23 protein-coding genes are annotated in these 26,523 nt (G+C 29.3%); 15 read left to right on the top strand and 8 right to left on the bottom strand.

Annotated elements, in window-relative coordinates; translation table 11 throughout:
* Positions 1 to 71: 71 nt before the first annotated feature.
* Both thrA and BLT70_RS00645 read right to left on the bottom strand, forming a co-directional pair.
* Positions 72 to 2,510: a bifunctional aspartate kinase/homoserine dehydrogenase I gene (thrA, locus tag BLT70_RS00640; protein WP_091890122.1), complete on the bottom strand. Its 2,439-nt coding sequence runs from the start codon at positions 2,508 to 2,510 to the stop codon at positions 72 to 74.
* 295 nt (positions 2,511 to 2,805) lie between these two features.
* Positions 2,806 to 4,386, bottom strand: coding sequence for a hypothetical protein (locus BLT70_RS00645; RefSeq protein WP_091890125.1), 1,581 nt, complete (start codon positions 4,384 to 4,386; stop codon positions 2,806 to 2,808).
* A gap of 131 nt (positions 4,387 to 4,517) precedes the next feature.
* Between BLT70_RS00645 and BLT70_RS00650 the strand changes: the two genes are divergently transcribed.
* The 8 genes from BLT70_RS00650 (at position 4,518) to BLT70_RS00685 (ending at position 15,954) form a co-directional block, all read left to right on the top strand.
* Positions 4,518 to 5,693: a 2-isopropylmalate synthase gene (locus tag BLT70_RS00650; RefSeq protein WP_091897281.1), complete on the top strand. Its 1,176-nt coding sequence runs from the start codon at positions 4,518 to 4,520 to the stop codon at positions 5,691 to 5,693.
* A 95-nt stretch (positions 5,694 to 5,788) separates the two neighbouring features.
* Positions 5,789 to 6,910, top strand: coding sequence for a 3-isopropylmalate dehydrogenase (leuB, locus tag BLT70_RS00655; RefSeq protein WP_091890128.1), 1,122 nt, complete (start codon positions 5,789 to 5,791; stop codon positions 6,908 to 6,910).
* 345 nt (positions 6,911 to 7,255) lie between these two features.
* Entirely contained in the window at positions 7,256 to 8,932 is a 1,677-nt protein-coding gene (ilvD, locus tag BLT70_RS00660) for a dihydroxy-acid dehydratase (protein ID WP_091890131.1), read from the top strand.
* 49 nt (positions 8,933 to 8,981) lie between these two features.
* Positions 8,982 to 10,715, top strand: a complete 1,734-nt coding sequence (gene ilvB, locus BLT70_RS00665) for a biosynthetic-type acetolactate synthase large subunit (protein WP_091890134.1) — start codon at positions 8,982 to 8,984, stop codon at positions 10,713 to 10,715.
* Between the two features lie 109 nt (positions 10,716 to 10,824).
* Complete coding sequence (gene ilvN, locus BLT70_RS00670) at positions 10,825 to 11,355, top strand: acetolactate synthase small subunit (RefSeq protein ID WP_091890136.1); 531 nt, start codon at positions 10,825 to 10,827, stop codon at positions 11,353 to 11,355.
* A gap of 10 nt (positions 11,356 to 11,365) precedes the next feature.
* Positions 11,366 to 12,841 (top strand): ketol-acid reductoisomerase, encoded by a 1,476-nt coding sequence (gene ilvC, locus BLT70_RS00675; protein ID WP_091890139.1) that lies wholly within the window; start codon positions 11,366 to 11,368, stop codon positions 12,839 to 12,841.
* Between the two features lie 76 nt (positions 12,842 to 12,917).
* Positions 12,918 to 14,180 (top strand): threonine ammonia-lyase IlvA, encoded by a 1,263-nt coding sequence (gene ilvA, locus BLT70_RS00680; RefSeq protein ID WP_091890142.1) that lies wholly within the window; start codon positions 12,918 to 12,920, stop codon positions 14,178 to 14,180.
* Between the two features lie 181 nt (positions 14,181 to 14,361).
* The gene (locus BLT70_RS00685; RefSeq protein WP_091890145.1) at positions 14,362 to 15,954 is read left to right on the top strand and encodes an NADP-dependent glyceraldehyde-3-phosphate dehydrogenase; all 1,593 of its coding nucleotides are present in this window, start codon (positions 14,362 to 14,364) and stop codon (positions 15,952 to 15,954) included.
* A gap of 79 nt (positions 15,955 to 16,033) precedes the next feature.
* On the opposite strand, the gene mscL is transcribed toward BLT70_RS00685, so the two are convergent.
* From mscL to BLT70_RS00700, 3 genes are read right to left on the bottom strand one after another with little or no spacing between them, the layout of a single operon-like run.
* Complete coding sequence (gene mscL, locus BLT70_RS00690; protein ID WP_172824444.1) at positions 16,034 to 16,441, bottom strand: large-conductance mechanosensitive channel protein MscL; 408 nt, start codon at positions 16,439 to 16,441, stop codon at positions 16,034 to 16,036.
* A 51-nt stretch (positions 16,442 to 16,492) separates the two neighbouring features.
* On the bottom strand, positions 16,493 to 17,593 hold the full coding sequence (gene alr / locus BLT70_RS00695; protein WP_091890151.1) for an alanine racemase: 1,101 nt from the start codon (positions 17,591 to 17,593) through the stop codon (positions 16,493 to 16,495).
* Positions 17,594 to 17,605: 12 nt separating this feature from the next.
* Positions 17,606 to 18,241: a thymidine kinase gene (locus BLT70_RS00700; RefSeq protein ID WP_091890154.1), complete on the bottom strand. Its 636-nt coding sequence runs from the start codon at positions 18,239 to 18,241 to the stop codon at positions 17,606 to 17,608.
* A gap of 92 nt (positions 18,242 to 18,333) precedes the next feature.
* Here BLT70_RS00700 and BLT70_RS00705 point away from each other — a divergent pair, with 92 nt between their 5' ends.
* The 4 genes from BLT70_RS00705 to BLT70_RS00720 all read left to right on the top strand — a co-directional run bounded on the left by BLT70_RS00705 (position 18,334) and on the right by BLT70_RS00720 (position 21,192).
* On the top strand, positions 18,334 to 19,164 hold the full coding sequence (locus tag BLT70_RS00705) for a hypothetical protein (RefSeq protein WP_091890157.1): 831 nt from the start codon (positions 18,334 to 18,336) through the stop codon (positions 19,162 to 19,164).
* 24 nt (positions 19,165 to 19,188) lie between these two features.
* Entirely contained in the window at positions 19,189 to 20,172 is a 984-nt protein-coding gene (locus BLT70_RS00710; protein WP_091890160.1) for a glycosyltransferase family 4 protein, read from the top strand.
* Between the two features lie 7 nt (positions 20,173 to 20,179).
* The gene (locus BLT70_RS00715) at positions 20,180 to 20,653 is read left to right on the top strand and encodes a hypothetical protein (protein WP_091890163.1); all 474 of its coding nucleotides are present in this window, start codon (positions 20,180 to 20,182) and stop codon (positions 20,651 to 20,653) included.
* A gap of 62 nt (positions 20,654 to 20,715) precedes the next feature.
* Entirely contained in the window at positions 20,716 to 21,192 is a 477-nt protein-coding gene (locus BLT70_RS00720; RefSeq protein WP_091890165.1) for a DUF4252 domain-containing protein, read from the top strand.
* Positions 21,193 to 21,286: 94 nt separating this feature from the next.
* On the opposite strand, the gene BLT70_RS00725 is transcribed toward BLT70_RS00720, so the two are convergent.
* Positions 21,287 to 21,634, bottom strand: a complete 348-nt coding sequence (locus BLT70_RS00725; protein ID WP_091890168.1) for an arsenate reductase family protein — start codon at positions 21,632 to 21,634, stop codon at positions 21,287 to 21,289.
* A gap of 129 nt (positions 21,635 to 21,763) precedes the next feature.
* Here BLT70_RS00725 and BLT70_RS00730 point away from each other — a divergent pair, with 129 nt between their 5' ends.
* Positions 21,764 to 22,219 (top strand): DinB family protein, encoded by a 456-nt coding sequence (locus BLT70_RS00730; RefSeq protein WP_091890171.1) that lies wholly within the window; start codon positions 21,764 to 21,766, stop codon positions 22,217 to 22,219.
* A gap of 6 nt (positions 22,220 to 22,225) precedes the next feature.
* The gene (locus tag BLT70_RS00735; RefSeq protein ID WP_091890174.1) at positions 22,226 to 23,473 is read left to right on the top strand and encodes a sodium:proton antiporter; all 1,248 of its coding nucleotides are present in this window, start codon (positions 22,226 to 22,228) and stop codon (positions 23,471 to 23,473) included.
* A gap of 66 nt (positions 23,474 to 23,539) precedes the next feature.
* Here the strand turns inward: BLT70_RS00735 and BLT70_RS00740 are convergent, their stop codons facing one another.
* A complete protein-coding gene (locus tag BLT70_RS00740; protein WP_091890177.1) occupies positions 23,540 to 25,156 on the bottom strand; it encodes an Ig-like domain-containing protein in 1,617 nt (538 codons plus the stop codon).
* A gap of 55 nt (positions 25,157 to 25,211) precedes the next feature.
* Complete coding sequence (locus tag BLT70_RS00745; protein ID WP_091890180.1) at positions 25,212 to 25,898, bottom strand: ComF family protein; 687 nt, start codon at positions 25,896 to 25,898, stop codon at positions 25,212 to 25,214.
* 50 nt (positions 25,899 to 25,948) lie between these two features.
* On the opposite strand from BLT70_RS00745, the gene BLT70_RS00750 reads away from it, so the two are divergent.
* Complete coding sequence (locus tag BLT70_RS00750) at positions 25,949 to 26,512, top strand: class I SAM-dependent methyltransferase (RefSeq protein WP_091890182.1); 564 nt, start codon at positions 25,949 to 25,951, stop codon at positions 26,510 to 26,512.
* Positions 26,513 to 26,523: the final 11 nt, after the last annotated feature.

A 26,523-nucleotide genomic window follows, 5' to 3' on the forward strand; every position in this document is an offset into this window, starting at 1 on the left:
TTCAGTAAGCAGTATTCAGTTTGCAGTCAGTTGATTACTGATAACTGCCTACTGAAAACTGTTTACTTATTTTATTGATTCGCAATTCTAATTACATCAGCAAAAATACCAGAAGCAGTAACATCTGCACCAGCACCAGCACCTTTTATAATTAAAGGATTTTCTGGATATCTGTCAGTAAAAAATAATACAATATTATCACTTCCTTCTAAATTATAAAAAGGATGATCTGAAGGAATATGTTGTAAACCAACATTCGCTTTTCCGTCAACAAATTCTGCAACATATTTTAAACGACAGTCTTTGTCATTTGCTTCTTTAAATATATTTTGAAAATGTGCTTCGTTTTTAGTTAACGATGCATAAAAATCGTCATTATTAGTTGTGTTTAAACTGTCGTCAGGTAAAAAAGCATTTTTAGCAATTTCTTCTAATTCCATTTTATAACCACTTTCTCTGGCTAAAATTAAGATTTTTCTAGCAACATCAACACCACTTAAATCAATTTTTGGATCCGGTTCTGTATATCCTTCTTTTTGAGCAGCAGCAACCACATCATGAAAAGTTGAATCTGCATTAAAGTTATTGAAAACAAAATTTAAACTTCCAGATAATACTGCTTGAATTTTATTGACCCTATCGCCAGAGTTTACTAAATTCTTTAAAGTATCTATAATTGGTAAACCTGCACCAACATTTGTTTCAAATAAGAAAGAAGCATTGTATTTTCTAGAAACTTGTTTTAAGGTTTTATAATTGTCGAAGCTAGAAGCACAAGCAATTTTATTACAAGTTACAACAGAAATGCTATCACGTAAATATTTTTCATAGATTTCAGAAACTTGCTGATTTGCAGTATTGTCTATAAAAACACTATTAATATGGTTGCTTTCTTTTACTTTTTTATGAAAACTGTCTAAAGTTGTAGGTTCTCCGTTTTCTAAAGCTTCTTTCCAATTATTTAGATCGATACCATTATCATCGAAAGCCATTTTTTTAGAATTCGCAATTCCGATAACCTTAATACTTAATTTTAAGTTTTCTTTTAAGAACTTTTTTTGTTGATGTATTTGAGCTAAAAAGCGTTCGCCAACATTACCAACACCAGTTACAAACAAGTTTAGTTGTTTCGTTCTTTCTTCAAAGAATTGCTCATGTAATGTGTTTAAAGCCTTTTTTGCATCGTATTTATTAATAACTGCAGAGATGTTTTTTTCTGATGAACCTTGTGCAATTGCTCTAACATTTACATTATTTCTTCCTAAGGCGCTAAACATTTGTCCGCTTAAACCTTGGTAGTTTTTCATGCTCTCACCAACAACAGCTATAATTGCCAAATCTTTTTCTACAATGATTGGCTTTATTTTTTTCTTGTCTATTTCTATGCTAAAAGTTTCGTCTAAAAGTTCTTTTGCTTTTGCAGCATCATTTTCATAAACACCCACACAAATTGAATGTTCAGAAGAAGCTTGTGTTATAAAAACAACATTTATTTTTGCTATAGAAAGTGTTTCGAACAAACGCTTAGAAAAACCAGGGATGCCAATCATTCCTCCGCCTTCTAAAGTAATTAAGCTGATGTCTTCAATATGCGAAATTCCTTTAACTTCATTGCTGTTTTTTGGATTATTACAAATTAATGTTCCAAAATTATCTGGCTCAAAAGTATTTTTAATTCTAATAGGAATTTCTTTTCTTAAAGCTGGTTGAATTGTTGGTGGATATAAAACTTTTGCGCCAAAATGAGACAATTCCATTGCTTCTTCATAAGAAATTTCTGAAATAGGATATGCTTGTTTCACAACTCTCGGATTTGCAGTAAACATCCCAGAAACATCTGTCCAAATTTGTAATTCATCAGCATTTAAAGCAGCAGCGTAAATTGCTGCGGTAAAATCAGATCCACCTCTTCCTAATGTTGTAGTTTCTCCATTTATATCAGAAGAAATAAAGCCACCTAAAACAACAACTTGATGTTTGTTTTTTTCAAAAAATGAAGCTATATTTTTATCAGTAACCTTAAAATTCACTTGAGCATTTAAATAATCATTATTCGTAATTATTAAATCTCTGCTCTCTCCATGAATTGCGTCAAATAATTCTTTTGCAGCATTTGCAATAATATAAGAAGAAAGTCTTTCGCCAAAACTAGAAATCTTAGCCAATGTTTTGTCAGACAATTCTTGTAATAAAAAAACACCTGAATAAATGGATTCTAATCTATCAAACAGATAAGTAACCTCTTTTTTAACTTCTTTTATGTTTTTTGTAATTAGATCATCAATGGTATCAAAATGCAATTCTTTAATTGAGTCTAAGGTTTTTTTAGCTGAAACAATATCTTCTAAAGCTGCATCAGCACCTGCTAAAAGGTTATTTGTTGTTTTTCCAAAAGCAGAAACTACAACAGCTACTTTATTTTCTTTTGCTATTTTAGCAACAATGTCTAAAACTTTTTTGATGTTTTCTGAGTTAGCTACAGACGAGCCTCCAAATTTTAATACTTTCATCTTTTTATGATAATAGTTATGTAATATATTTTATGATGTTATTTCGTTTTTACGAAAAATAGTTGACCTAAATGATATGAATATAAATAACCCCTAAAGGGTTGTAGTTGTAGGTGTTGTGCGAATAATAGTGTTCATAGAAATACATACTACAGAAGTAGTTTTAGAAGAATTTGTATTTAATTTAGAAAGATTCACATCACAAAAATAGTGGTATTATTTATTTTGATAGGTTTTACTGGGTATTATTTTATGTTTATATGTAATTAATACGATTATCTTAAAAAACTAAGGACTATACATGTAAATTCCTATTTTTTTTAGATATAATTATTTTTTCTTTAATAATTGTAGCTATGGGTTTGTTTTGTATTTTACTTTCTAACCAAGATAAGATATCTAAATATAAAAACGCTCTTTTTTCATACGGATGATCTTCGTATTTTTTTAATTTTGAATGTATTTTTTTAAATTCATTTTTAATTTCATGCGGAAAGATATCACTTAAATCTCTAATAGAAGTTAAGAAAACCTTTTGTACTTCTTGTAAGTTTTCCATTTTCAATAAAAATTTATAAGTATCTAAAAACTGTCTTTCTAAATCATAATCTAAACCACATTCATAATGTGCAATTAGGTTTAAAATTCTGGCGAAGCATTGTAAATCTTCTGCGGAACTTAAATTTTTAGACTTGATAATTTTTTGTAAATATTCTATACAAAGCTCGTTTTTACCCATTCCAAAATACAAACAGGCAATTTTGTAATAAAGCATTACTATGTGATGATTATCAAGTCTGTCTCTGTAATTTTCAATTTTTTGATTGATAATATCAACAAGATATTCACCTTCAGAAAAAGTAGCTTCTAAAAAGTGTAAATGTAATTTGTTTGTGTATGTGTATTCGAAAATTAGTAACTCAGTATTTGTGTTTATTGGTATATTTTTTTGTGCAACATCTTCTTCAAAAGAAGTGAGTTCTTTTTTAAATGTTGTTCTTTTCTGAACAAGAAAACAGGCTTCTAGTAAATAGTTTATTCCTTTTAAGTAAAATACAGGGTGTAAATTAATGTATTTTTTATCCTCTTTAAATAAGTCTACCCATTTTCTGGCATATTTATAGCTTTGTAAAAAATCTTGAGTTAAGAAACTAAACCATAAATGAGATTTGTATAACCATAGTTTTTCTCTAAATCCTAGATTATTAAATTTATATCTTGGTATTTTACCATAAAAATAGGTGTTCACAAACTCTAATTCTTCATTGTTTTTTACATACCCATTTTGCAATAAATGACTGTATAGTTGAAGCGACAAATTAGATAATTTACTTGCCAGCACATTTTGCAAACTCAACTCTTTTGCTTGTACAGAAAGTTGATCTGCTCTGTTGCTTAAACTTCTTGTAATGTATTGTGTTTCAATTACTTTTTCTAGTTCTACAATTTCGTAAGCAATATTTTTCTCTTCATTATCAAGTGCTAAATGTTTCGCTTTTTCTAACAGTTTTAAACTTTGTTTGTATAATCCTTTCTGATACAAAACGGTTGCGAAATCTAACTGTTCTCTAAGTTGAATTCTGATGTTTTTATGTGCAGGATTCAATCGAAGACTTATTAATATTTGCTTGTACAAATGCGCTTTTAAATTAGAAAGCTGTTGTTTCGAAACGATACCGCTATTTATAATGACTTTTTCGTCATATACTTTTAATTTTTCTAAAAACTTAAAAAGCGAAAAGAATTTAGCGTCAATATTACCACCTAATCTACCAACATATAAATTAAACTGCCTCTTTTCAGACTTTGTTAAAGACTTGATAAGAACAAAAAGAGCGTCATTTTGTTGATTGGCTGATGTAACAATTTTACTCATAATATATTGATGTTTAAATACTTGTGTTTTTTATAAGTATATTAGAAATCGTGAAAGATGTTGTGCAAAAGTAATATTTGAAAATACAATATATACTTTTGGTCAAATATAAAGATAATCTTTACAAAATGATGCAAGATAATAAAGTTCAAATTTTTGACACTACTTTAAGGGATGGAGAGCAAGTGCCTGGTTGTAAACTTGATACTAAACAAAAATTAGTAATCGCAGAAAGATTAGATTTACTAGGTGTAAATGTTATAGAGGCAGGTTTTCCAGTTTCAAGTCCTGGAGATTTTATTTCTGTGTCTGAAATTGCTAAAATTGTAAAAAACGCTACAGTTTGTGGTTTAACTAGAGCTGTAGAAAATGATATAAAAGTTGCTGCAGAAGCATTAAAATTTGCAAAATATCCAAGAATTCATACTGGTATTGGAACAAGTGATTCACATATAAAATTCAAATTTAATTCAACCAGAGAGCAAGTTATAGAACGCGCAGTAAAAGCAGTTTCATATTCAAAATCTTTTGTAGAAGACGTAGAGTTTTATGCAGAAGACGCAGGTAGAACAGATAACGAATTTTTAGCAAGAGTTTGTGAAGCCGTTATAAAAGCGGGTGCAACTGTTTTAAATATTCCTGATACAACAGGTTATTGTTTGCCAGAAGAATATGGAGCAAAAATGAAATATTTACGCGAAAACGTTAAAGGTATTGATAATGTAATTCTTTCTTGTCATTGTCATAACGATTTAGGAATGGCAACTGCAAACTCAATTGCTGGTGTAATAAATGGTGCTCGACAAATAGAATGTACCATAAATGGGATTGGTGAAAGAGCAGGAAATACAGCTTTAGAAGAAGTTGTAATGGTACTAAAACAACATCCATATTTAAATTTAGAAACAAGTATTAATACAAAACTGTTATACGATACTAGTATTATGGTTCGCGAAAGTATGGGAATGCCTGTGCAACCTAATAAAGCAATTGTTGGTGCAAATGCATTTGCTCATAGTTCTGGAATTCATCAAGATGGAGTTATAAAAAACAGAGAAACATACGAAATTATGGATCCGGAAGATGTTGGTGTTACAGAAAGTGCAATTGTTTTAACAGCAAGAAGTGGAAGAGCGGCGTTGGCTTATAGAGCAAAAAAAATAGGATATGAACTTACAAAAGTACAGTTAGACGTTGCGTATACTTCATTTTTAAAGTTAGCTGATACACAAAAAGAAATCAAAAATGATGATATTCACACTATTATGAAAGTGGTGAGTAAGGTTTCTAAAATTACAATGGTATAAAAAAGCAAAAGAAATTTTGTCTTCAATAATAGTTATATTACTTTTGATTTAACTTCTGTTTAAATAAAATAGTAGTTTTAATCATAAAATAAATAATGAAATTAACAATTGCTGTAATTCCTGGAGACGGTATTGGACCAGAAGTAACTGCACAAGCTAAAAAAGCTTTGGATGCAGTTGCAGAAGTTTATGACCATATTTTTTTATACAAAGAAGCACAAATGGGTGCTTGTGCAATGGAATCTACTGGAAATCCTTTGCCAGATGCAACTATCGAAATTTGTAAAAAAGCAGATGCTATCTTATATGGAGCAATTGGAACTTTAAAATACGATAACGATCCAGAAGCTAAAATAAGACCAGAACAAGGGTTATTTCGATTAAGAAAAGAGCTAGGTTTATATTGTAACGTAAGACCTGTAAAAGCTTACGAAAAATTAGTTAAAAATTCTCCACTAAAAAAAGAAGTAATACAAGGTGCAGATATTGTAATTTATAGAGAATTAAGTGGCGGAATTTATTTTGACACAAAAGAATTAAGTGAAGATGGATTATCTGCTTTTGACATTTGTTCTTATACTGTTGATCAGATTTCAAAAGTAGCACACTTAGCTTTTAAAGCAGCTCAAAATAGAAAGAAAAAAGTTACTTTAATTGATAAAGCTAATGTTTTGGAAACTTCTCGTTTATGGAGAAAGACAGTAACAGAAATCGCAAAAGAATATACAAATGTAGAGTTAGATTTTATGTTTGTAGATAATGCAGCATTACAAATTGTTTTAAATCCAAAACAATTTGATGTTATATTAACAGAAAACCTTTTTGGTGATATTATTTCTGATGAAGCCAGTGTAATTAGTGGTTCTATTGGTTTGTTGGCTTCGTCTTCAATTGGAGAAAAAACTGCAATGTTCGAGCCTATTCATGGTTCTTATCCGCAAGCAAAAGGAAAAGATATCGCAAATCCGTTAGCTTCAATTTTATCAGCAGCTATGCTTTTAGAACATTTTGGTTTGCAAGAAGAATCAGATGCAATAAAAAGAGCTTTAGAAAAATCGTTAACTTTAGGTATTACAACAGAAGATATAAAAGGTAAAAATCAATACTCTGCATCAACATCAAAAGTAGGAGGTTTTATTGCAGACTATATTTTAAATCAAGAAGATAGTAATATGAATTTTAAAAATATTCATATGGGTCAAAGTACAATTATTTAAAAAGATAAAATTTTTATTTGGATATTAAACTTTAATTTCAAATATTTGAAGCATAGAATGAAAAAACAAATTTTAAATATTATTTCAATTATTGTCATCGTAATTTCTACGACATGATAAGGAAGTGGTATTTATTTTTAAAATTATAGCCTTCCAATTATTTGGGAGGTTTTTTTTTGAATTTATTTTAATGATTGAATGTCATATTTAAATAGGGTTAATACGCTTTTTATCAGCTTGTTATATGTTTTTTTTAACACCTGAATTTAAAGAGTCTTATTGAGTGTTATTCAATGAAAATAGAGAAATAGTCTAATTTAGTCATCAAATTGAAGAATATATTAAATGGAATTAAATAAACATAGCAAAAGATTAACGCAAGATGAATCTCAGCCTGCATCACAAGCAATGTTGTATGCTGTTGGATTAACAGATGAAGACATGAGTAGGGCTCAAGTTGGAATTGCAAGCACAGGTTATGATGGAAATCCTTGTAATATGCATTTAAATAATTTGGCTGCAGAAGTCAAAGTAGAAAGCAAAATTGCAGGTTTAGTTGGTTTAGGATTTAATACAATTGGAGTTTCTGATGGAATTTCTATGGGGACTTCTGGTATGAATTATTCTTTAGCTTCAAGAGATATTATTGCAGATTCTATAGAAACTGTTATGAATGCTCAAAGTTATGATGCATTGGTTTCTGTGGTTGGTTGTGATAAAAATATGCCAGGAGCAGTAATCGCAATGTTACGTTTAAATCGTCCATCAATTATGATGTATGGTGGTACAATTGCATCAGGAAATTACAAAGGAAAAAAATTAAATATCGTTTCCGCCTTTGAAGCTTTAGGTCAAAAAATGGCTGGAGAAATTGAAGATGATGAATATAGAGAAATTATAAAAAGGGCAATTCCAGGAGCAGGTGCTTGTGGAGGAATGTATACAGCAAATACAATGGCTTCTGCAATAGAATGTATGGGGTTTGGGTTGCCTTATAATTCATCAATACCAGCAGAAAATCCGAATAAATTATCAGAAGCGGAAAGAACTGCTATCGCAATTAAAAATTTATTAGAATTAGATTTAAAACCTTTAGATATTATTTCTAAAAAATCTTTAGAAAATGCAATCGCATTGGTAAATGCTTTAGGAGGATCAACAAATGCAGTTTTACACTTTTTAGCAATTGCGCATGCAGCAGATATTGAGTTTACTTTAGAAGATTTTCAAAGAGTTTCAGACAGAACGCCATTAATTGCAGATTTAAAACCATCAGGAAAATACTTAATGGAAGATGTTCATGGGGTTGGAGGTACGCCTGCAATTATGAAATATTTATTAGAAAATGGATATTTACATGGAGATTGTATGACTGTTACAGGTAAAACATTAGCAGAAAATTTAGCAGATGTAAAAGCAATGGAATTTGAAGATCAAGATGTAATTTATCCAAAAGATAAAGCATTAAAATCATCAGGAAACCTACAAATTTTATTTGGAAACTTAGCAGAAGAAGGAGCTGTAGCAAAAATTTCTGGTAATGAAGGTTTATTGTTTGAAGGAAAAGCTGTGGTTTATAATGGAGAACAAGCGGCAAATACAGGAATTATAAATGGAGAAGTAGAAAGAGGAGATGTAGTCGTCATTCGCTATGTTGGACCTAAAGGAGGACCAGGAATGCCAGAAATGTTAAAACCAACTTCTTTAATAATGGGAGCAGGTTTAGGTAAATCTGTAGCTTTAATTACTGATGGTCGTTTTTCTGGAGGAACTCATGGTTTTGTGGTTGGACATATTACACCAGAAGCTCAATCTGGAGGAACAATTGGGTTATTAAAAACTGGAGATAAAATTAGAATTAGTGCAGAAGATAACTCTATAAATGTTTTAATTTCTGATGAAGAATTAGCAGAAAGAAAATCTAAATGGGTTGCACCAGCATTAAAGCACAAAAAAGGGATTTTGTATAAATATGCAAAAACAGTAGCATCAGCATCTAAAGGATGTGTTACAGATTTATAATCAAAAAGACTGTTATTCCTGCAAATTCAGGGATTTTAAATAAAAAAGTATGGAAACACAAACCATAAAAAACGAAAAACCAGCTACTAAAACTACAGAAAGAATTTCTGGTAGTGAAGCAATTGTAAGATGTTTAATTGAAGAAGATGCTAAGATAATTTACGGTTATCCTGGTGGAGCAATTATGCCAGTTTATGATGAATTATATAAGTATCAAGATAAAATTCATCACGTATTAACACGTCACGAACAAGGTGCAACACATTCTGCACAAGGTTTTGCTAGAATTTCTGGTAAAGTTGGTGTTTGTATAGCAACTTCTGGTCCAGGAGCAACAAATTTAATAACAGGTATCGCTGATGCTCAAATAGATTCTACACCAATGGTGTGTATTACTGGGCAAGTTTTTTCTCATTTATTAGGTTCTGATGCTTTTCAAGAAACAGATATTGTAGGAATTTCTACACCTGTAACAAAATGGAATTGTCAAGTTACTAAAGCTTCTGATATTCCTGCTGCGATGGCAAAAGCTTTTTATATTGCAAAAAGTGGTAGGCCAGGTCCTGTTTTAATAGATATAACGAAAGATGCACAGTTAGAAGAATTTGATTTTTCTTACAAAAAGTGTACAAGAGTAAGAAGTTATAACCCAATTCCTAAAACAGATCTTTCTTCTGTAGAGGCAGCTGCAAAATTAATTAATGGTGCTAAAAAACCATTAATTGTTTGGGGACAAGGTGTTATTTTAAGTGAAGCTGAAGAGCATTTAAAAGCTATTGTAGAAAAAGCAGGAATCCCTGCAGCATGGACTATTTTAGGTGCTTCTGCAATACCAACTTCGCATCCATTAAATGTTGGTATGGTTGGTATGCATGGTAATTATGCGCCAAACAAATTAACAAATGAATGTGATGTTTTAATAGCTATCGGTATGCGTTTTGATGATCGTGTTACTGGTACTTTAGCTACGTATGCAAAACAGGCAAAAGTAATTCACTTTGAAATTGATCCTGCAGAAGTAGATAAAAACGTAAAAACAGATGTTGCTGTTTTGGGTGATGCAAAAACAAGTTTAGAGTTGTTATTGCCATTATTAAACGAAAATACACATCCAGAATGGCGCAAAGAATTTGCAGATTTATATGCTGTTGAGTACGAAAAAGTAATTAAAGACGATATTTATCCAACGAAAGAAGGATTAACCATGGGTGAGGTTCTTCATCAAATTAATATTCAGAGTAAAGGAAACGCAGCAATAGTAAGTGATGTTGGTCAACACCAAATGATAGCTTGTAGATATGCAGAATTTAATAAAACTAAAAGTAATATTACTTCTGGTGGTTTAGGTACAATGGGCTTTGGCTTGCCGGCAGCAATTGGGGCAAAAATGGCGGCTCCAGAAAGAGAAGTTGTTTCTATTTCTGGTGATGGTGGTTACCAAATGACCATTCAAGAATTAGGTACTATTTTTCAACAAAGAGCAGCGGTAAAAGTAGTTGTTTTAAATAACGACTTTTTAGGAATGGTTCGTCAATGGCAACAATTGTTTTTTGATAAACGTTATGCTTCAACAGAAATGGTAAACCCTAATTTTGTTGCAATTGCAGAAGGTTATTATATAAAAGCTAAGAAAGTTACTAAACGAGAAGAGTTAGCAGACGCTGTTGCAGAAATGATGGCAAGTAAAGAGGCTTACTTTTTAGAGGTTTGTGTAGAAAAAGAAGGAAATGTTTTTCCAATGATTCCTACGGGAGCAAGTGTTTCAGATATAAGGTTAGAATAAAATAAAAACAGAATAGAATATAGAAGAAAGAATAAAGACAAGTGTAGTAAGAAAAATAATGTTAATTTAAGTCTATTTTCTAATATCTATTTTCTAATATCTATAAAAAATGAGTACAGAAAAACAATTATATACAATATCAGTTTATACTGAAAATAACATTGGATTGTTGAATAGAATTTCGGCAATTTTTCAAAGAAGACACATTAATATTGAGAGCTTAAACATTTCTCCATCAGAAATAGAAGGTGTTTCTAGATTTACTATTGTAGTAAATATGATTGAAGTAAATGTTAAGAAAATTATAGGCCAAATAGAAAAACAAGTAGAAGTTATAAAGGCTTATTATCATACGCTAGATGAGGTTATTTATCAAATATCTGGTTTGTTTAAAATAAAGTCAGAGCTTTTGTTTGAAGAGCGTCAAATACAGAATATTATTAAAGAAAGTAACGCTAGAATTGTTACTGTAAATAAAGAGTTTTTTGTTTTAGAAAAGTCTGGAAAAAAGGAAGAAATAGTAGATTTATATAATGCCTTAAGTGTTTTTGGAATTATGCAATACACACGTTCTGGCCTTATTTCTGTAACTAAAGACGAAATGAAAATATCAACATTATTAGAGTCATACAACAACTAAATACATAAAAATGTCAAATTATTTTAACACATTAACATTAAGAGAAAAATTAGAGCAGTTAGGAAAATGTAGATTTATGGATGCTTCAGAATTTGAAGACGGCGTAAATGCATTGGTAGGAAAGAGAATTGTAATTGTGGGTTGTGGAGCTCAAGGTTTAAACCAAGGTTTAAATATGAGAGATTCTGGTTTAGACATTTCTTATACATTAAGACAAGCAGCTATAGATCAAAAAAGACAATCTTTTATAAACGCAACTTCTAATAATTTTAAAGTAGGATCTTACGAAGAAATGTTACCTACAGCAGATTTGGTTATTAACTTAACGCCAGATAAACAACATACAAATGTGGTAACTGCTGTAATGCCTTTAATGAAAAAAGGAGCAACATTATCGTATTCTCATGGTTTTAATATCGTTGAGGAAGGTATGCAAATTCGTGAAGATTTAACTGTAATTATGGTTGCGCCAAAATCTCCAGGATCGGAAGTTCGTGAAGAATATAAAAGAGGATTTGGAGTACCAACATTAACGGCAGTTCACCCAGAAAATGATCCAGAAGGAAAAGGTTGGGCACAAGCAAAAGCTTATGCAGTTGCAACTGGAGGAAATAGAGCAGGGGTTTTAGAATCTTCTTTTGTTGCTGAAGTTAAATCTGATTTAATGGGAGAGCAAACTATTTTATGTGGTTTGTTACAAACAGGAGCAATTTTATCTTTTGATAAAATGGTAGAAGAAGGTATTGAGCCAGGTTATGCTGCTAAATTAATTCAATATGGTTGGGAAACTGTAACTGAAGCTTTAAAACATGGAGGAATCACAAATATGATGGACAGATTGTCTAATCCTGCAAAAGTAGAAGCTTTCAGACTCTCTGAAGAATTAAAAGACATTATGCGTCCGTTGTTTCAAAAACATATGGATGATATTATGACTGGTCATTTCTCTGCAACAATGATGGAAGATTGGGCTAATGATGATAAAAACTTATTAACTTGGAGAGCGGCAACTGGAGAAACTGCTTTTGAAAAACAAACAATTACAGATCAAGAAATTCCAGAACAAGAATATTTTGATCACGGAACTTTATTAGTTGCTTTTGTAAGAGCCGGTGTAGAATTGGCTTTTGAAGCTATGACAGAATCTGGAATTATTGCTGCTTCTGCATACTACGAATCTTTACACGAAACACCATTAATTGCAAATACAATTGCAAGAATGAAGCTAGCAGAAATGAATCGTGTAATTTCTGATACAGCAGAATATGGTTGTTATTTATTCGATCATGCTTGTAAACCTTTATTAACAGATTTTATGAAAACTGTTAAGACAGATATTATTGGTAAGAAATTTACAGACTCTAATGATGTTGATAATAAAGAGTTAATTAGAGTTAACAAAATTATTAGAAATCACCCAGTAGAAAAAGTAGGAGAAAGATTAAGAACTTCTATGACGGCAATGCAAGTAATAAAATCTGCATAATAAAATAAAGATTTTAACTTTTATAGAAACCTGTCAGAATTTAAAATCTGACAGGTTTTCTTTTTATATTTGATTAATGAAAACTCAAGAAACCTATTTCCCTAGTTTAGAAAATATCAAACAAGCTGCTTCAAATTTAAAAGACGTTGCTTATGTTACTCCATTGATTCAAAATCAAAACCTTTCTAAGCAATTTCAATCTACTGTTTTATTTAAAAGAGAAGATTTACAAGTAGTTCGGTCGTATAAAATTAGAGGTGCTTATAATAAAATTTCTTCTTTAAATGATGATGAAAAACAAAGAGGAATTGTTTGTGCTAGCGCAGGAAATCATGCACAAGGTGTTGCCTTATCATGTAAGTTATTAGAAATAAAAGGTACTATTTTTATGCCTTCTCCAACGCCAAATCAGAAAATAAATCAAGTAAAAATGTTTGGCGAGGAGTTTATAAATATCATTATTGAAGGTGATACTTTTGATGATGCATTTAATTCTGCAAAACTAGAATGCGATTCTAAAAACAAAACTTTTATTCATCCTTTTAATGACGAAAAAGTAATAGAAGGGCAAGCTACAGTTGGTTTAGAGATTTTAGAGCAAACAAATAAAAAAATAGATTATGTTTTTGTTCCTGTTGGTGGTGGAGGTTTGTCATCAGGTTTGTCAACTCTTTTTAAGGAATTATCACCAGAAACAAAAATTATTGGTGTAGAACCAGAAGGCGCACCTTCTATGCAAACATCTATCAGGAATAAAAAAAATACAGCACTAGAAACTATAAATAATTTTGTAGATGGTGCAGCTGTTAAAAAAGTAGGTGATTTAAATTTTGCTATTTGTAAGCAAAATTTAGATGCTATAATTACAGTTCCAGAAGGCAAAATTTGTCAGACAATTTTAGATTTGTATAATATAGATGCCATTGTTGTAGAACCTGCAGGCGCTCTAAGTATTGCTGCATTAGATTTTTATGCTGATGAAATTAAAGGAAAAAATGTTGTTTGTGTAGTTAGCGGAAGCAATAATGATATTACACGAACAGCAGATATTAAAGAAAGAGCATTATTGTATGCAAATTTAAAGCACTATTTTATTGTAAAATTCCCTCAAAGAGCAGGAGCTTTAAAACAATTTGTGGCAGAAATTTTAGGACCTAATGATGATATTACTCATTTTGAATATACCAAGAAAACAAATAGAGAAAAAGGTGTTGCAGTTGTAGGTTTAGAACTAAAATCGGCAAGTGATTTAGAACCATTAATACATAGAATGAAAGAAAATAATTTCTTTGGCGATTATTTAAATGATAAGCCAGATTTGTTTCAGTTTTTGGTGTAAAATTGAGTTGTCTAATTCAATATTTTAAGAGAAAATACCGAAAAGCATTTCGTGATTAAACCGATAATTGTAAAAGCAAACAGGATAATTTAAGCTTATTTTTTGTTACTTTGAACCAATAATAATTAATCTAAATAGATTACAGAGGTTATTTTTAAGCTTCAAAATTAAATTTAAAATTATGAAACAAGTCTTTGAGGAAATACCAGACGAATATAAAATTGAATCACTTTTACATCAAAAAACGTATTTAGTTGATGGTGAATTAAAAGCATGGAAAGGAGATACTGCTGATGTTTTTTCTACAATTTCATCAACAGAAAATTATAAGCCAACATTATTAGGTACTGTACCAAATTTAGGAGAAGATGAAGCGTTAGAGGCTTTAAATTCTGCTATAAAAGCATACGGAAAAGGGCAAGGTTTATGGCCAACAATGAAAGTTGAAGGTAGAATTGCAGCGATGGAGAAGTTTGTAGTTCAAATGAAAACCAAACGTGAAGAAATTGTAAAATTGTTAATGTGGGAAATTGGTAAATCTTTGCCAGATTCACAAAAAGAGTTTGATAGAACTGTAGAATATATTTACGATACTATTGAAGATTACAAACAAATGGATAGAGATTCTGCTAAGTTTGAAAAAAATAGCGGAGTTCATGCACATATTAGACGTGGACCTTTAGGTGTTGTTTTGTGTTTAGGGCCTTACAATTATCCTTTAAATGAAACTTTTGCATTGTTGATTCCTGCTTTAATGATGGGAAATACAACTATTTTTAAACCAGCAAAACATGGTGTTTTATTATTATCACCATTATTAGAAGCTTTTCAAAGTAGTTTTCCTGCGGGCGTTGTAAATATTATTTATGGTAGAGGTAGAACTTTAGCTACACCAATTATGAAAACTGGTAAAGTTGATGTTTTAGCTTTAATTGGTAACAGTAAATCTGCAAATGCAATTCAAGCAAATCATCCACAAAAAAATAGATTGCGTTTAGTTTTAGGTTTAGAGGCTAAAAATCCTGCAATTGTTTTAGAAGATGCCGATTTAGATTTAGCAATTAACGAATGTTTATCTGGTGCAACTTCTTTTAATGGTCAACGTTGTACAGCTTTAAAAGTAATTTATGTTCACGAAAATATAGTGGAAGAATTTAATAAGCGTTTTTCTGATAAAGTTGATGCTTTAAAATTTGGAAATCCGTGGGAAAATGGAGTACAATTAACACCATTGCCAGAACCTGGTAAAACAGCATATATTCAAGAATTAATTGATGATGCAGCGGAAAAAGGTGCTAAAATTATCAATAAAAAAGGTGGAGAAACTACAGAGAATTATATTTTTCCAGCAGTTTTATATCCAGTTTCTAAAGATATGAGAGTGTATCAAGAAGAACAATTTGGGCCAGTAACACCTGTTTTGTCGTTTAAAAATATTGACGAACCGTTAGATGATATGGCAGAGTCTAATTACGGGCAACAAGTAAGTGTTTTTGGAAGCGATGTAAAAACATTAGCGCCTTTAATTGATACACTTGTAAATTTAGTTTGTAGAGTAAACTTAAACAGTTCTTGTCAACGTGGGCCAGATGTGTATCCGTTTACAGGAAGAAAAGATTCTGCAGTAGCAACTTTAAGTGTTCACGATGCTTTGCGTTCTTTTTCTATTAGAACTTTTGTAGCTTCTAAAGATACACCTTATAATAATGCTATTTTAGAAGAATTATTAGATAAAAAAGCTTCTAATTTTATTAGTACAGATTATATTTTGTAAATAAAATTGATTTTAAATCATAAAAAAATCCTGAGTTAATTAAAACTCAGGATTTGTTTTTTTATAGAAATATGATTATTTATTTTTTTGCTAATAAATCTCTAATTTCTGCTAATAAATCTTCTTGACTAGGACCTGCTGGTGCTGGTTCTGGTGCTGGTTCTTCTTTTTTCTTAGTTGCATTAATACCTTTTACAATCATAAACATTACAAAAGCAACAATAATAAAATCGATAACATTCGTAATAAAATCACCATATAAAATAGCTACTTCACCAGTAATTTTACCAGCTTCATCTGCAATACCTTCTTTAGCAATGTATTTTAGATCTTTAAAATCAGCATTAAATAATAAGCCAATTAACGGAGAAACAATTCCCCCTGTAAACGAAGTAACTACTTGTTTAAAAGCAGCTCCCATAACAAAACCTACAGCAATATCAATAAGGTTTCCCTTCATTGCAAAGTCTTTAAATTCTTTAAGCATTCCCATTTTAAATTGATTTTTAATTTGTTAGGCTGTAAAAGTAGTAAAAATTTATTTATTTAACACTTTTTTAACACGTTGCGAAATTGCAGTTAATGTTTCATAAACTATAGTTTCGGAAACCGTAGCAATATGTTGTATCATTTCTTGATTGTTAAAAATGATTACTTTATCACCTTCTTTACAATCAATTTTAGTAACATCAACCATAATCATATCCATACAAACATTACCAATAATTTTTGCTTTCTGATTGTTAATGATTACAAAACCTTTTTTATTTCCCAATCTTCTAGAAATTCCATCTGCATGACCAACAGGAATTGTTGCAGATTTTATAGGTTTTTTAGCAACGAAAGCTCTGTTATATCCTACAGTTTCTCCAGGTTCAATTAAATGAATTTGAGTAATTATTGAAGTTAAATTGTGCGTATTTTTTAATGTTGATGTTACTTTTTCATCATTTCCAAAACCGTATAATCCAATACCGATTCTAACCATATCAAATTGCGCTTCTGCATAATTTACAACTCCAGATGTATTTAAAATATGTAACATTGGTTTATAGCTTAAGTGTTTGTAAAACTGTTGTGCTATGTATGCAAAATTATTTATTTGATTTATTGTAAAATCCCTTTCTTCTAAATCTTCACTGGCTGCTAAATGCGAAAATAAAGATTGCACTTTCACATGATTTGTTTCTTTTAAATCTGATAAAATTTTAGGAATATCTGTATGCCAGAAACCTAATCTGTTTAAACCTGTATTAAATTTTAAATGAATTGGGTAATTCATTAAAGGCGTTTCGTCTGCCAATTTTAAAAAAGCATCAAAAACTTTAAAACCATATAAGTTTGGTTCTAATCTGTAATCTACAATAGATTGTAAAGTTTGCACTTGTGGATGTAAAACTAAAATAGGTGCTTCAATACCAGCTTCACGTAAAGCAATTCCTTCAGCAGCAAAAGCAACAGCAAAATAATCTACTTTTTCTTCTAAAAATTTAGCAATTTCTACACTATCACTTCCATATCCGAAGGCTTTTACAACCGCTAAAATTTTGGTTTCTGGTTTTAGTTTTTGCTTAAAATAAGTAAGATTATGTTCTAGTGCTTTTCCATCAATTTCTAAAACAGTTACATGATTATTCATAAATTTAGCACTTTATTCAGTGTCTTCTGATTCGGGTTTATTTTCATCAGAAGAAACTATTTGGTTTTGTTTGTTTTTGATGGCTTTGTAATATGCAGCTCTGCTTAAAGGCTCGTATTCTTGAGTTTCGCCCAACATTACCAATTTATCATTTTGTGCTTTTCTAAAACTAAAATGCGCCAAATTACCAGTGTGAGTACAAACAGCGTGTACTTTTGTTACATATTCTGCAGTTGCCATTAAAGCTGGCATTGGTCCAAAAGGATTTCCTTTAAAATCCATGTCTAAACCAGCCACAATAACTCTAATTCCGCTATTTGCTAAATCATTACAAACGGCAACAATTTCATCATCAAAAAATTGAGCTTCATCAATACCAACAACATCTACATCATTTACTAACAAACGAATATTTGAAGAAACTGGTACAGGTGTTGATCTAATTCTATTATCATTATGAGAAACAACTTCTTCTTCATCATAACGTGTATCAACTGCAGGTTTAAAAATTTCTACGCGTTGTTTAGCAAACTGAGCTCGTTTTAAACGTCTAATTAATTCTTCTGTTTTACCAGAAAACATAGAGCCGCAAATAACTTCAATCCAGCCAAATTGTTCTGTGTGATTTACTGTATTTTCGAGAAACATTTTGTAATTTTAAGCGTTAAAAATTTGTGTTACTTTGCGTGTCGCAAATTTAGGAATATTTACGAGTAAAAAATAAAATCAAACAACAACTTATGCACAAAAAATTAGAGGCAGATTTAATAAGCTTAGCTCACAGCATTTTGCAGATGAAGAATAAAGAAAATGTGTTCTTATTAAAACAAAAGTCGAAAGAAATTTATGAAAAGCTATCTGTTCTTGCATTTGTTGAAGAATATGTAAACGCAACACCAGGTATAAAAGAAACAAAAGAAGAACTAGTAGAAAAAGTAGAACAAGCTTTTGAAGTAAAAGAAAATAGCAATGTTGATGAAAAAGATGCAGAAGAGTTTATTTTAATAGAAGAAAAAGTAATGTATAATCTTGTAGATGAATCTGAAGAAGAAAAACAAGAAATTAAGCAAGAAGTTGTAATTGAAGAAAAAGTAGCGCCTAAAGTTGAAGAAATTTTAGAACAACCTTTTGATGAATTAGAAGAAATTATTTTTTCTGAAACTAAAATTGAAGAGCCTAAAACAGAAGAAGCAAAACCAGAAGAACCTTATATAAATGATGTTGTTATGGTTGAAGTAAATAAAACAAAAACGTTAGAAGAAGAATTGCAAGACACTTTTTCTGTAGATTTAATGGCAGATTTGTTTGATAATGCGCAACCAAAATCGTTAAATGATAAATTTGCAGCAAACATTCAAATTGGTTTAAATGATAGAATTGCTTTTGTAAAAAACCTTTTTAACAATCAGCAAGAAGATTATAACAGAGTAATTTCTCAATTAAACACTTTTAAATCTGTAAAAGAAGCAAAAGAATTTATTATTAAAATGGTAAAACCAGATTATAATTGGTCTAATCACGAGGAATTAGAAGCTCGTTTTTTAGAAATTATAGAACGTAAGTTTTCTTAAATCTAACAATATAATTTTTCTAGCTTGAAATCAGTTTTAATTCATACACATTTTCATAGACGAAAAACCGGAGTTACTAGAAGTATAGAAAATGTACTTCCTTTTTTTACTGATGAATTTGAAACCTATGTTTATGGTACAAATATAAACGGAGTTCAAATTACCACATCTAAGCTAAAATCTATTTTATTTTCTGATGTAAAAACTGTTGTGCATTGTCATAGAAATAATGAAATAATAAGGATGTTATTATTTCGTTTTTTAGGAGCAAAATTTACCTTAGTTGCAACAAGACATGCAGAAACTGTGCCTTCTGGCTTAACTAAGTTTTTATTAAAAAAAGCAGATAAAGTTGTTACACTCATAAAAAGTATGAGTATTAATTTAGGTATAAAAAATACAATTGTTGGTCACGGAGTTAAGGTTAATGAATTTTTGCCAAATTCTGAAAAAAAGTTAGAAAATATATTACAAGAAAACATTGTTTTAAATGCAGGAAGAGTAAGAAAAGCAAAAGGTCAATTTGTTTTGTTAGAAGCTGCAAAAACTTTAAAAGAGCATAAAAATTGGGCTTTAGTAATTGTTGGCAAAGTAGATAAACCAGCTTTTTTAGAAGAATTAAAAACAATAGCTAAAAAACATGAAATAGAAAATCAGGTTTATTTTATTGATGAAACGAGAGATATTATATCTTATTATCAAGCGGCAAAAATTGTAGTTGCTCCAAGTTTTTCTGAAGGATTTTCTTTAGTTACAGCAGAAGCAATGTCTTGCGAATGTTCTGTAATTGCTACAAGAAATGTTGGGGTACATTCAGAATTAATTTCTGATAAAAAAAATGGTTATTTGTTTAATGCTGGCGATTCATCAACCTTAGAAAACCTTTTATCAAAAGCTATTAAAAACGAAATTCCGCATTTAGGAAAACAAGCTAGAGAAGAAATTGTTAAAAACTGGAGTGCAAAAAAAGAAGCTCAAAACTTAATAGCACTTTATAAATCAAAATAATTAAAAAATGAAAAAAATAATATTCGCCTTTTTAATAGCAATCTTTACATTTTCGAATGTAAATGCTCAAAAAATAGAAGTTAAAAAGTTTTTTGGAGAAAATTTATTTTATCAGAATGGAGAAAAATTAACAATGAATCAACTAAAAGAGGTTTTAAAAAATAATAAAGAAACCTTAGATTTGATAAAATCAGCAAAACATAATTATACGTGGTCATCGGTTTTAGGGTTTTCTGGTGGCGCATTAATAGGTATTCCTATCGGAACAGCAATAGGAGGTGGAGATCCAAAATGGGAAATTGCTGGTTTGGGTGCAACTTTAATTTTAGTAGCAATTCCTCTTTTAAATAATTATAATAAAAAATCGAAAGCTGCGGTAGATCTCTACAATGTTGGTTTGCCAACTGTTAGTGCTAGCTTTCAACCAGAATTTAATTTAAATTTTAAAGGTTCAAGTTTAGGAATTGTAATGAACTTTTGATGTGAAAAAAATAAAAATTGTAACAAATTGTTTTTGTAGTCGTCTCAAAATAAAACAACCACATGAAACATTTAACAACAATTTTATTCGCACTTTTAATTACTAGTATTTCTGCGCAAGAAGTAGCTTTTCAAAAATTCTATAAAGTAAATAAAGATAAATCAACTTTTTCAATCAATTTATCAGCTTCATTAGCGGGCTCATTTTTAGATGATGAAAATGATAGCGATTTAATGAATGTTATTAAAAAATCGAGTGATTTTAAAGTTATGATTTTTGATAATGAAGATAATGTTGTTTCAAAGGATTTTAGAAAATTTATCAGAAAAAATAAATTAAAAACGTTTGCTCGCATAAAAGATAATGGTAGCAATGCAGAACTGTTTTTTATTGAAAAAAAAGATTACATAAGAGAAATCATTATTAGAACAAATAGCAATAATGATAAACTTGTTTTATTTGGCTTAAAAACAAAAATTACAAAAGATGAGTTAGCAGAAATGATTTCTAATTCTGATATTAAAATCTCATCAAAATAAATAGAAATTTAGTTAAATTTTAGAGTAAACAAAAGATGTCTGCAATTTTTGTAGACATCTTTTATTTTTATTAACTCGTAAAATAAAGGAAACATTATCCAATTTTCTTTTTTAATTCTTCAATAACTTTTTTACTGTTTCCTATAAAAATTTCATCATTAAATATAAAAACAGGGCGTTTTAAAAAAGTATATTCATCTAAAATAAATTGCCTATAATCTGCTTCTGTTAACGTCTGATTTTTTAAATCCTTAGATTTGTACAACTTTGCACGTTTATTAAATAAGGCTTCATAACTTCCAGAAAGTTTGTGCATTTCTTCTAATTGAACAACAGTAACTGGATTAGCTTTTATTTCTTGACGCTCAAAACCATCAGTATTTACTTCTTTTAAAATTCTTCGGCAAGTATCACAAGTTTGTAAAAAGTAGACTTTCTTCATTTTATTAAATTATATTTACATCTTCAAAATTACACATAAAAATCTAACATGCATAATTAAATGTTTTATCAGAAATAGAAGTATTTAAAGTGATGTAAATGTGTAAGTTTAAAATAAATAAAAGAATATATGAAAGCACAATTTGATATTTTAAGAACATCGAGAAATCTTGTTTTAAAAGAGTTAGAAGGTTTAACTTTAGAGCAAATTCATGAAATTCCAACAGGGTTTAAAAATAATATTGCTTGGAATGTAGCGCATTTAGTGGTTACGCAACAATTATTAAATTACAAATTAGCAGGTTTAGATTGTTTATGTTCTGATGAATTGATTGAAGATTATAAAAAAGGAACTTTGCCTTCAAAAACTTTTACAGAAGAAGAATTTGAAGAAATAAAAGATTTGCTTTTAGGTTTACCAGATACTTTAGAAGAAGATTATAAAGCAGGTATTTTCGAGTCTTTTAAAGAATACCCAACAAGTACAGGTTTTGTTTTAACTACTATAGAATCTGCAATTTCATTTAATAATTTTCATGAAGGAATTCATTACGGAATTATTAGATCTATTAAAAAAATCGTATAATATTCTATGGATTATTTTTTAATTGCAACCGTTTTAATTGTACTCTCAGCTCTTTTTGGGTATATAAATACACGTTTTTTAAAATTGCCAAACTCAATTGGCTTAATGCTGATAACCATTTTGTTTACGTTAGCAGTTTTTGTATTAAGTTATTTTGATGACACTTTGCTGCTTAAAGAAAGAGAACTCATTACAAGTATTGATTTTAAAACAGTTTTGTTAGATGTTATGTTAAGTTTTTTGCTTTTTGCAGGTGCTTTACATACCAATTTTCAGCAATTAAAAATCCAAAGAAAACCAGTATTAATTTTTGCAACTTTAGGCACTTTAATTTCTACTTTTTTAGCAGGAGTTCTTGTTTTTTATGCGCTTAAAATTGTAAATCTTAATGTAGATTTTATTTATTGTTTACTTTTTGGAGCTTTAATTTCACCAACAGATCCTATTGCTGTTTTAGGAATTATGAAAAAAGTTGGAGCACCAAAAAAACTAGAAACAAAAATTGTTGGAGAATCTTTATTTAATGACGGAGTTGGCGTTGTAATTTTTCTAACTATTTACCAAATTGCAAGTGGAGGAAGCGAAATTTCTGTGGGTCATATTGCAGAATTATTTCTTGTTGAAGTTGTTGGTGGAATTGTATTTGGCCTTGTAATTGGTTGGATAACTTATAGATTATTAAAAAGTATTGACGATTATGACACCGAAGTAATTATTACACTCGCTGCTGTTATGGGCGGAACTTTAGTTGCTCAACATTTTCATTTATCGGCTCCTTTAGCAATGGTTACTGCAGGATTATTAGTAGGTACAGATACGGTTAGAAAAAATTCTATGAGCGAAGTTACAGAGCTTTATGTTGATAAATTTTGGGAATTGATAGATGTACTTTTAAACACAATTCTTTTTGTAATGATTGGAATGGAAATTTTAGTTTTAACATTAGATACTAGTTATATTTTAGCAGGTTTTATAGTGGTTCCTTTATTGTTATTTGCAAGATATATTTCATTATTAATACCAATAAAATTATACGCTAAGAAGTTAGATTTTGTTCCGAAAACAAATTTAATTATGACTTGGGGAGGTTTACGAGGTGGAATTTCAATTGCTTTGGCCTTAAGTTTAACGCAAGATATGGAACGCGATTTATTTCTAGTAATAACTTACATTATTGTTGTTTTTTCTATCTTAGTACAAGGTTTAACGGTTGGAAAACTCATTAAAAAATTTACACTAGAACCTAAGAGTTAATTAGAAAATATAAAAATTAAAAAATCCTGAAAGATTTAAATTCTTTCAGGATTTTTTTTATGAAGTTTAATCAACAATAAAACTTTCTTCTAAGAAATAATTGGCTCTAAGATCTGCGTTGTTTATTTCTTTATGATATAAAATAGTTTCTGGCAGTCTTCTTTCCAGAAAACTTCCTGTATCCCATTTGTTGTTTTTATTTTCATCAATAATAATTCTAATTGTATATTTTTTAGGTTCTAATAAATCAAAAACAATGGTTTCTGTAGTTGCTATAAAATTACGTTGTACAACTTCAAAATTTTTAGAACCAGTAAGTAATTCAACAATTAAATTTTTAGAATTTACGTTGTTTACTTTTAATGTAATTCTGCCGTAATCTTCTAATTCTTTTGTGCTAAAATTGTATTTAAGAGTGTCATTCTTAAATGAAAAAATATCATTAAAAGCATCAGGAAGAACAGTTAAATGATATTTTTGATTAGGTTCTTGCTTAAAAAGTAATCCTATTTTATTTTCCTTTTTAGAAAGTAAAGTTGTGTATTTTATAGCAATTGTGTCTTTATCAAAAAGGCTAATTTTACTCGTGTCAACTTTTACAATAGGGTTATTACTTTTAAAGAATAAAGTGTCTCTTAGGTGTAAAGTGTTACTTATGGACGATTTTATTACTAAAGAATCTATTTTTTTTTTACGCAATCTTACGGTTAAAGTATCAGAAAATTCGTTATTTGAAACTTCAAAATTTAAAGAATCAGCTTCAAACGGAGTAAACCAAAAGTTTAATGTGTCTTTATCTATTTCTAATTTAGAGACACTTTTAAAGTCTTCTGGTACTTTAGAAAGTACTTTTATTTGCATGTTTTTTGCATCACCTTCAAAACCAAATTCTATTTTTCCTTTGGTAATTTCTTTTCCTCTTTTAAATTTATAAGGTTGTTCTTCTTTAAATAAAATAAGTGGGTTTTTTATAATACTATCTCTGGGAAATTGGATAGTATCCATACTAAAACCAATTTTTTCTGTAACAGGATTAAAAATATAATCGCTTACAGATTCTTGCAAAGCCAACATTAAATAGTTTCCTTTTCTAAGGTTTGTAAAATTAAAAACAGTTGTATCTAAAGTACTTGTAATGTAATTTGGTTTCTTTTTATAAACTATAGAATCGTTAAAAGCACTATCTATTCTATATAATAAAATATTAATTTTTTTAGGTGTTTCAATAAGCTTAGCATCAACAATACTGCCGGAAGTTGTTAAGGAGTCAATGTATGTTCCTGTAGAAAAAACATATTTAAAATTCTCTAATTTATTACCTTCATTATTATCTTCAATTGCGTTTCCAAAATTAATAATGTAGGTTGTATTTGGTTGTAAAGTGTCTAAGATTTTAATTTTTATATATTCGCTTGGTGTACCTTGAGGAGAAATTAATGCAGGGTTTTCCATTGGAGGAGAAATCACCAATTGACTGTTTAATTCTTTTAATGTAATGTACTCGTTAAAGTTGATTCTAATTTCTTTTTTATCAAATTTTACAGTTTCATAAGGCGGAATAGAAGTTACAAACAAAGGTGCTTCTTCATCTTTTGGGCCACCATCTGGTCTACCAGTTCTTGCGCAATTGGTAACAAAAATTAGTAAGACGGATAAAAAAAGAAATCTATAAACTATTTTCACGAAAATTAAATTTGATACAAATTAACAATAATTTTTGAATATAAAATCATAAAATTTACTCTGTATATGCCATTGTTAAAATACTTAAGGTGCAGTTTTTAGATTTTAGAAATTCTTTTGCGCAAGCTTCTAAAGTTGCGCCAGTTGTAATAACATCATCAATTAATAAAACGTTTTTATTATCAAAAAAAGAAGGATTCGTTAAAAGAAATTTTGTGTCAATATTATTAAAACGTTCAAAACGAGCTTTAAAAGTTTGGGTTTTAGTTGATGAAATTCTAACTAAATTATTTTCTAAGTAGATAATATTTAGATGATTGCTTATGATTTTACCAAATTTTGTAACTTGATTATAGCCTCTTTCTCTTAATTTCTTTGGATGTAAGGGCACAGGAATTATGTAATCTATCGATTTAAATTCTTGATTTTCTTTTAAAATTTCGCCTAACCAATTGCCAAAAAATACACCAACTTCTTCATTGCCTTTGTATTTTAAATCGTGTATTAATTTTTGAACACTTCCTTTTTTTCTGTAAAACAATAATGAAAAGGCCTTTTCAATAAGAATTCTGCCATAAAAAGTTTGTGTAACTTTATTATTTTTAAAATCTAGAAAACCTGTTAAAGGTAAGTCGTGTCTACAAATTGTACAGATACTAGTTTCGTTTTCTACTAATTTATCTTCACAAACTGTACACAATTTAGGGTAAAAAAGATGGAATAAGTCTTTTAAAAGTCTCATCTTTACAGAACAATTTTAAATAAATATACTTAATAATTAAGAAATAACAATTGTCTAGCAGAATAAAATTTTTAAAAGAAGCAGTAAAAAATATTAAAACATTGGGTACTGTTACGCCAAGTTCAAGATTTTTATCTAAAAGAATGTTACGAGAAATAAACTTCTCAAATGCAGATGTTATTGTGGAATTAGGTCCTGGTACTGGAGCAATAACAAAATATATTTTAGATAATTTATCGCCAAAGGCAATCTTAATTTGTTTTGAAATTAACGATAATTTTTATCAGCAATTACATAAATTAGAACATCCGCAATTAATTATTTTAAAAGCATCCGCAGAAAAAATTGTCGATGAATTAAAAAAACTTCAAATTCATCAAGTAAATTATATCATTTCTAGTTTGCCGCTTACAATTATTCCTGATGAAATTTCTAGTGAAATATTAGAAAGATCTTTCGAAGTTTTAGAAGAAAATGGCAATTTTATACAGTATCAATACAGTTTAAGCTATTTTAGAAAATTAAAAAATGTATATAAAGAGTCTATTTCATTAGAGTTTGAGCCTTTAAATATTCCTCCGGCATTTATTTATCGCTGTAAAAAAGTCGTTTAAATTTTTCTTGA

The organism is Polaribacter sp. KT25b (genome assembly GCF_900105145.1).
Lineage (GTDB): Bacteria > Bacteroidota > Bacteroidia > Flavobacteriales > Flavobacteriaceae > Polaribacter.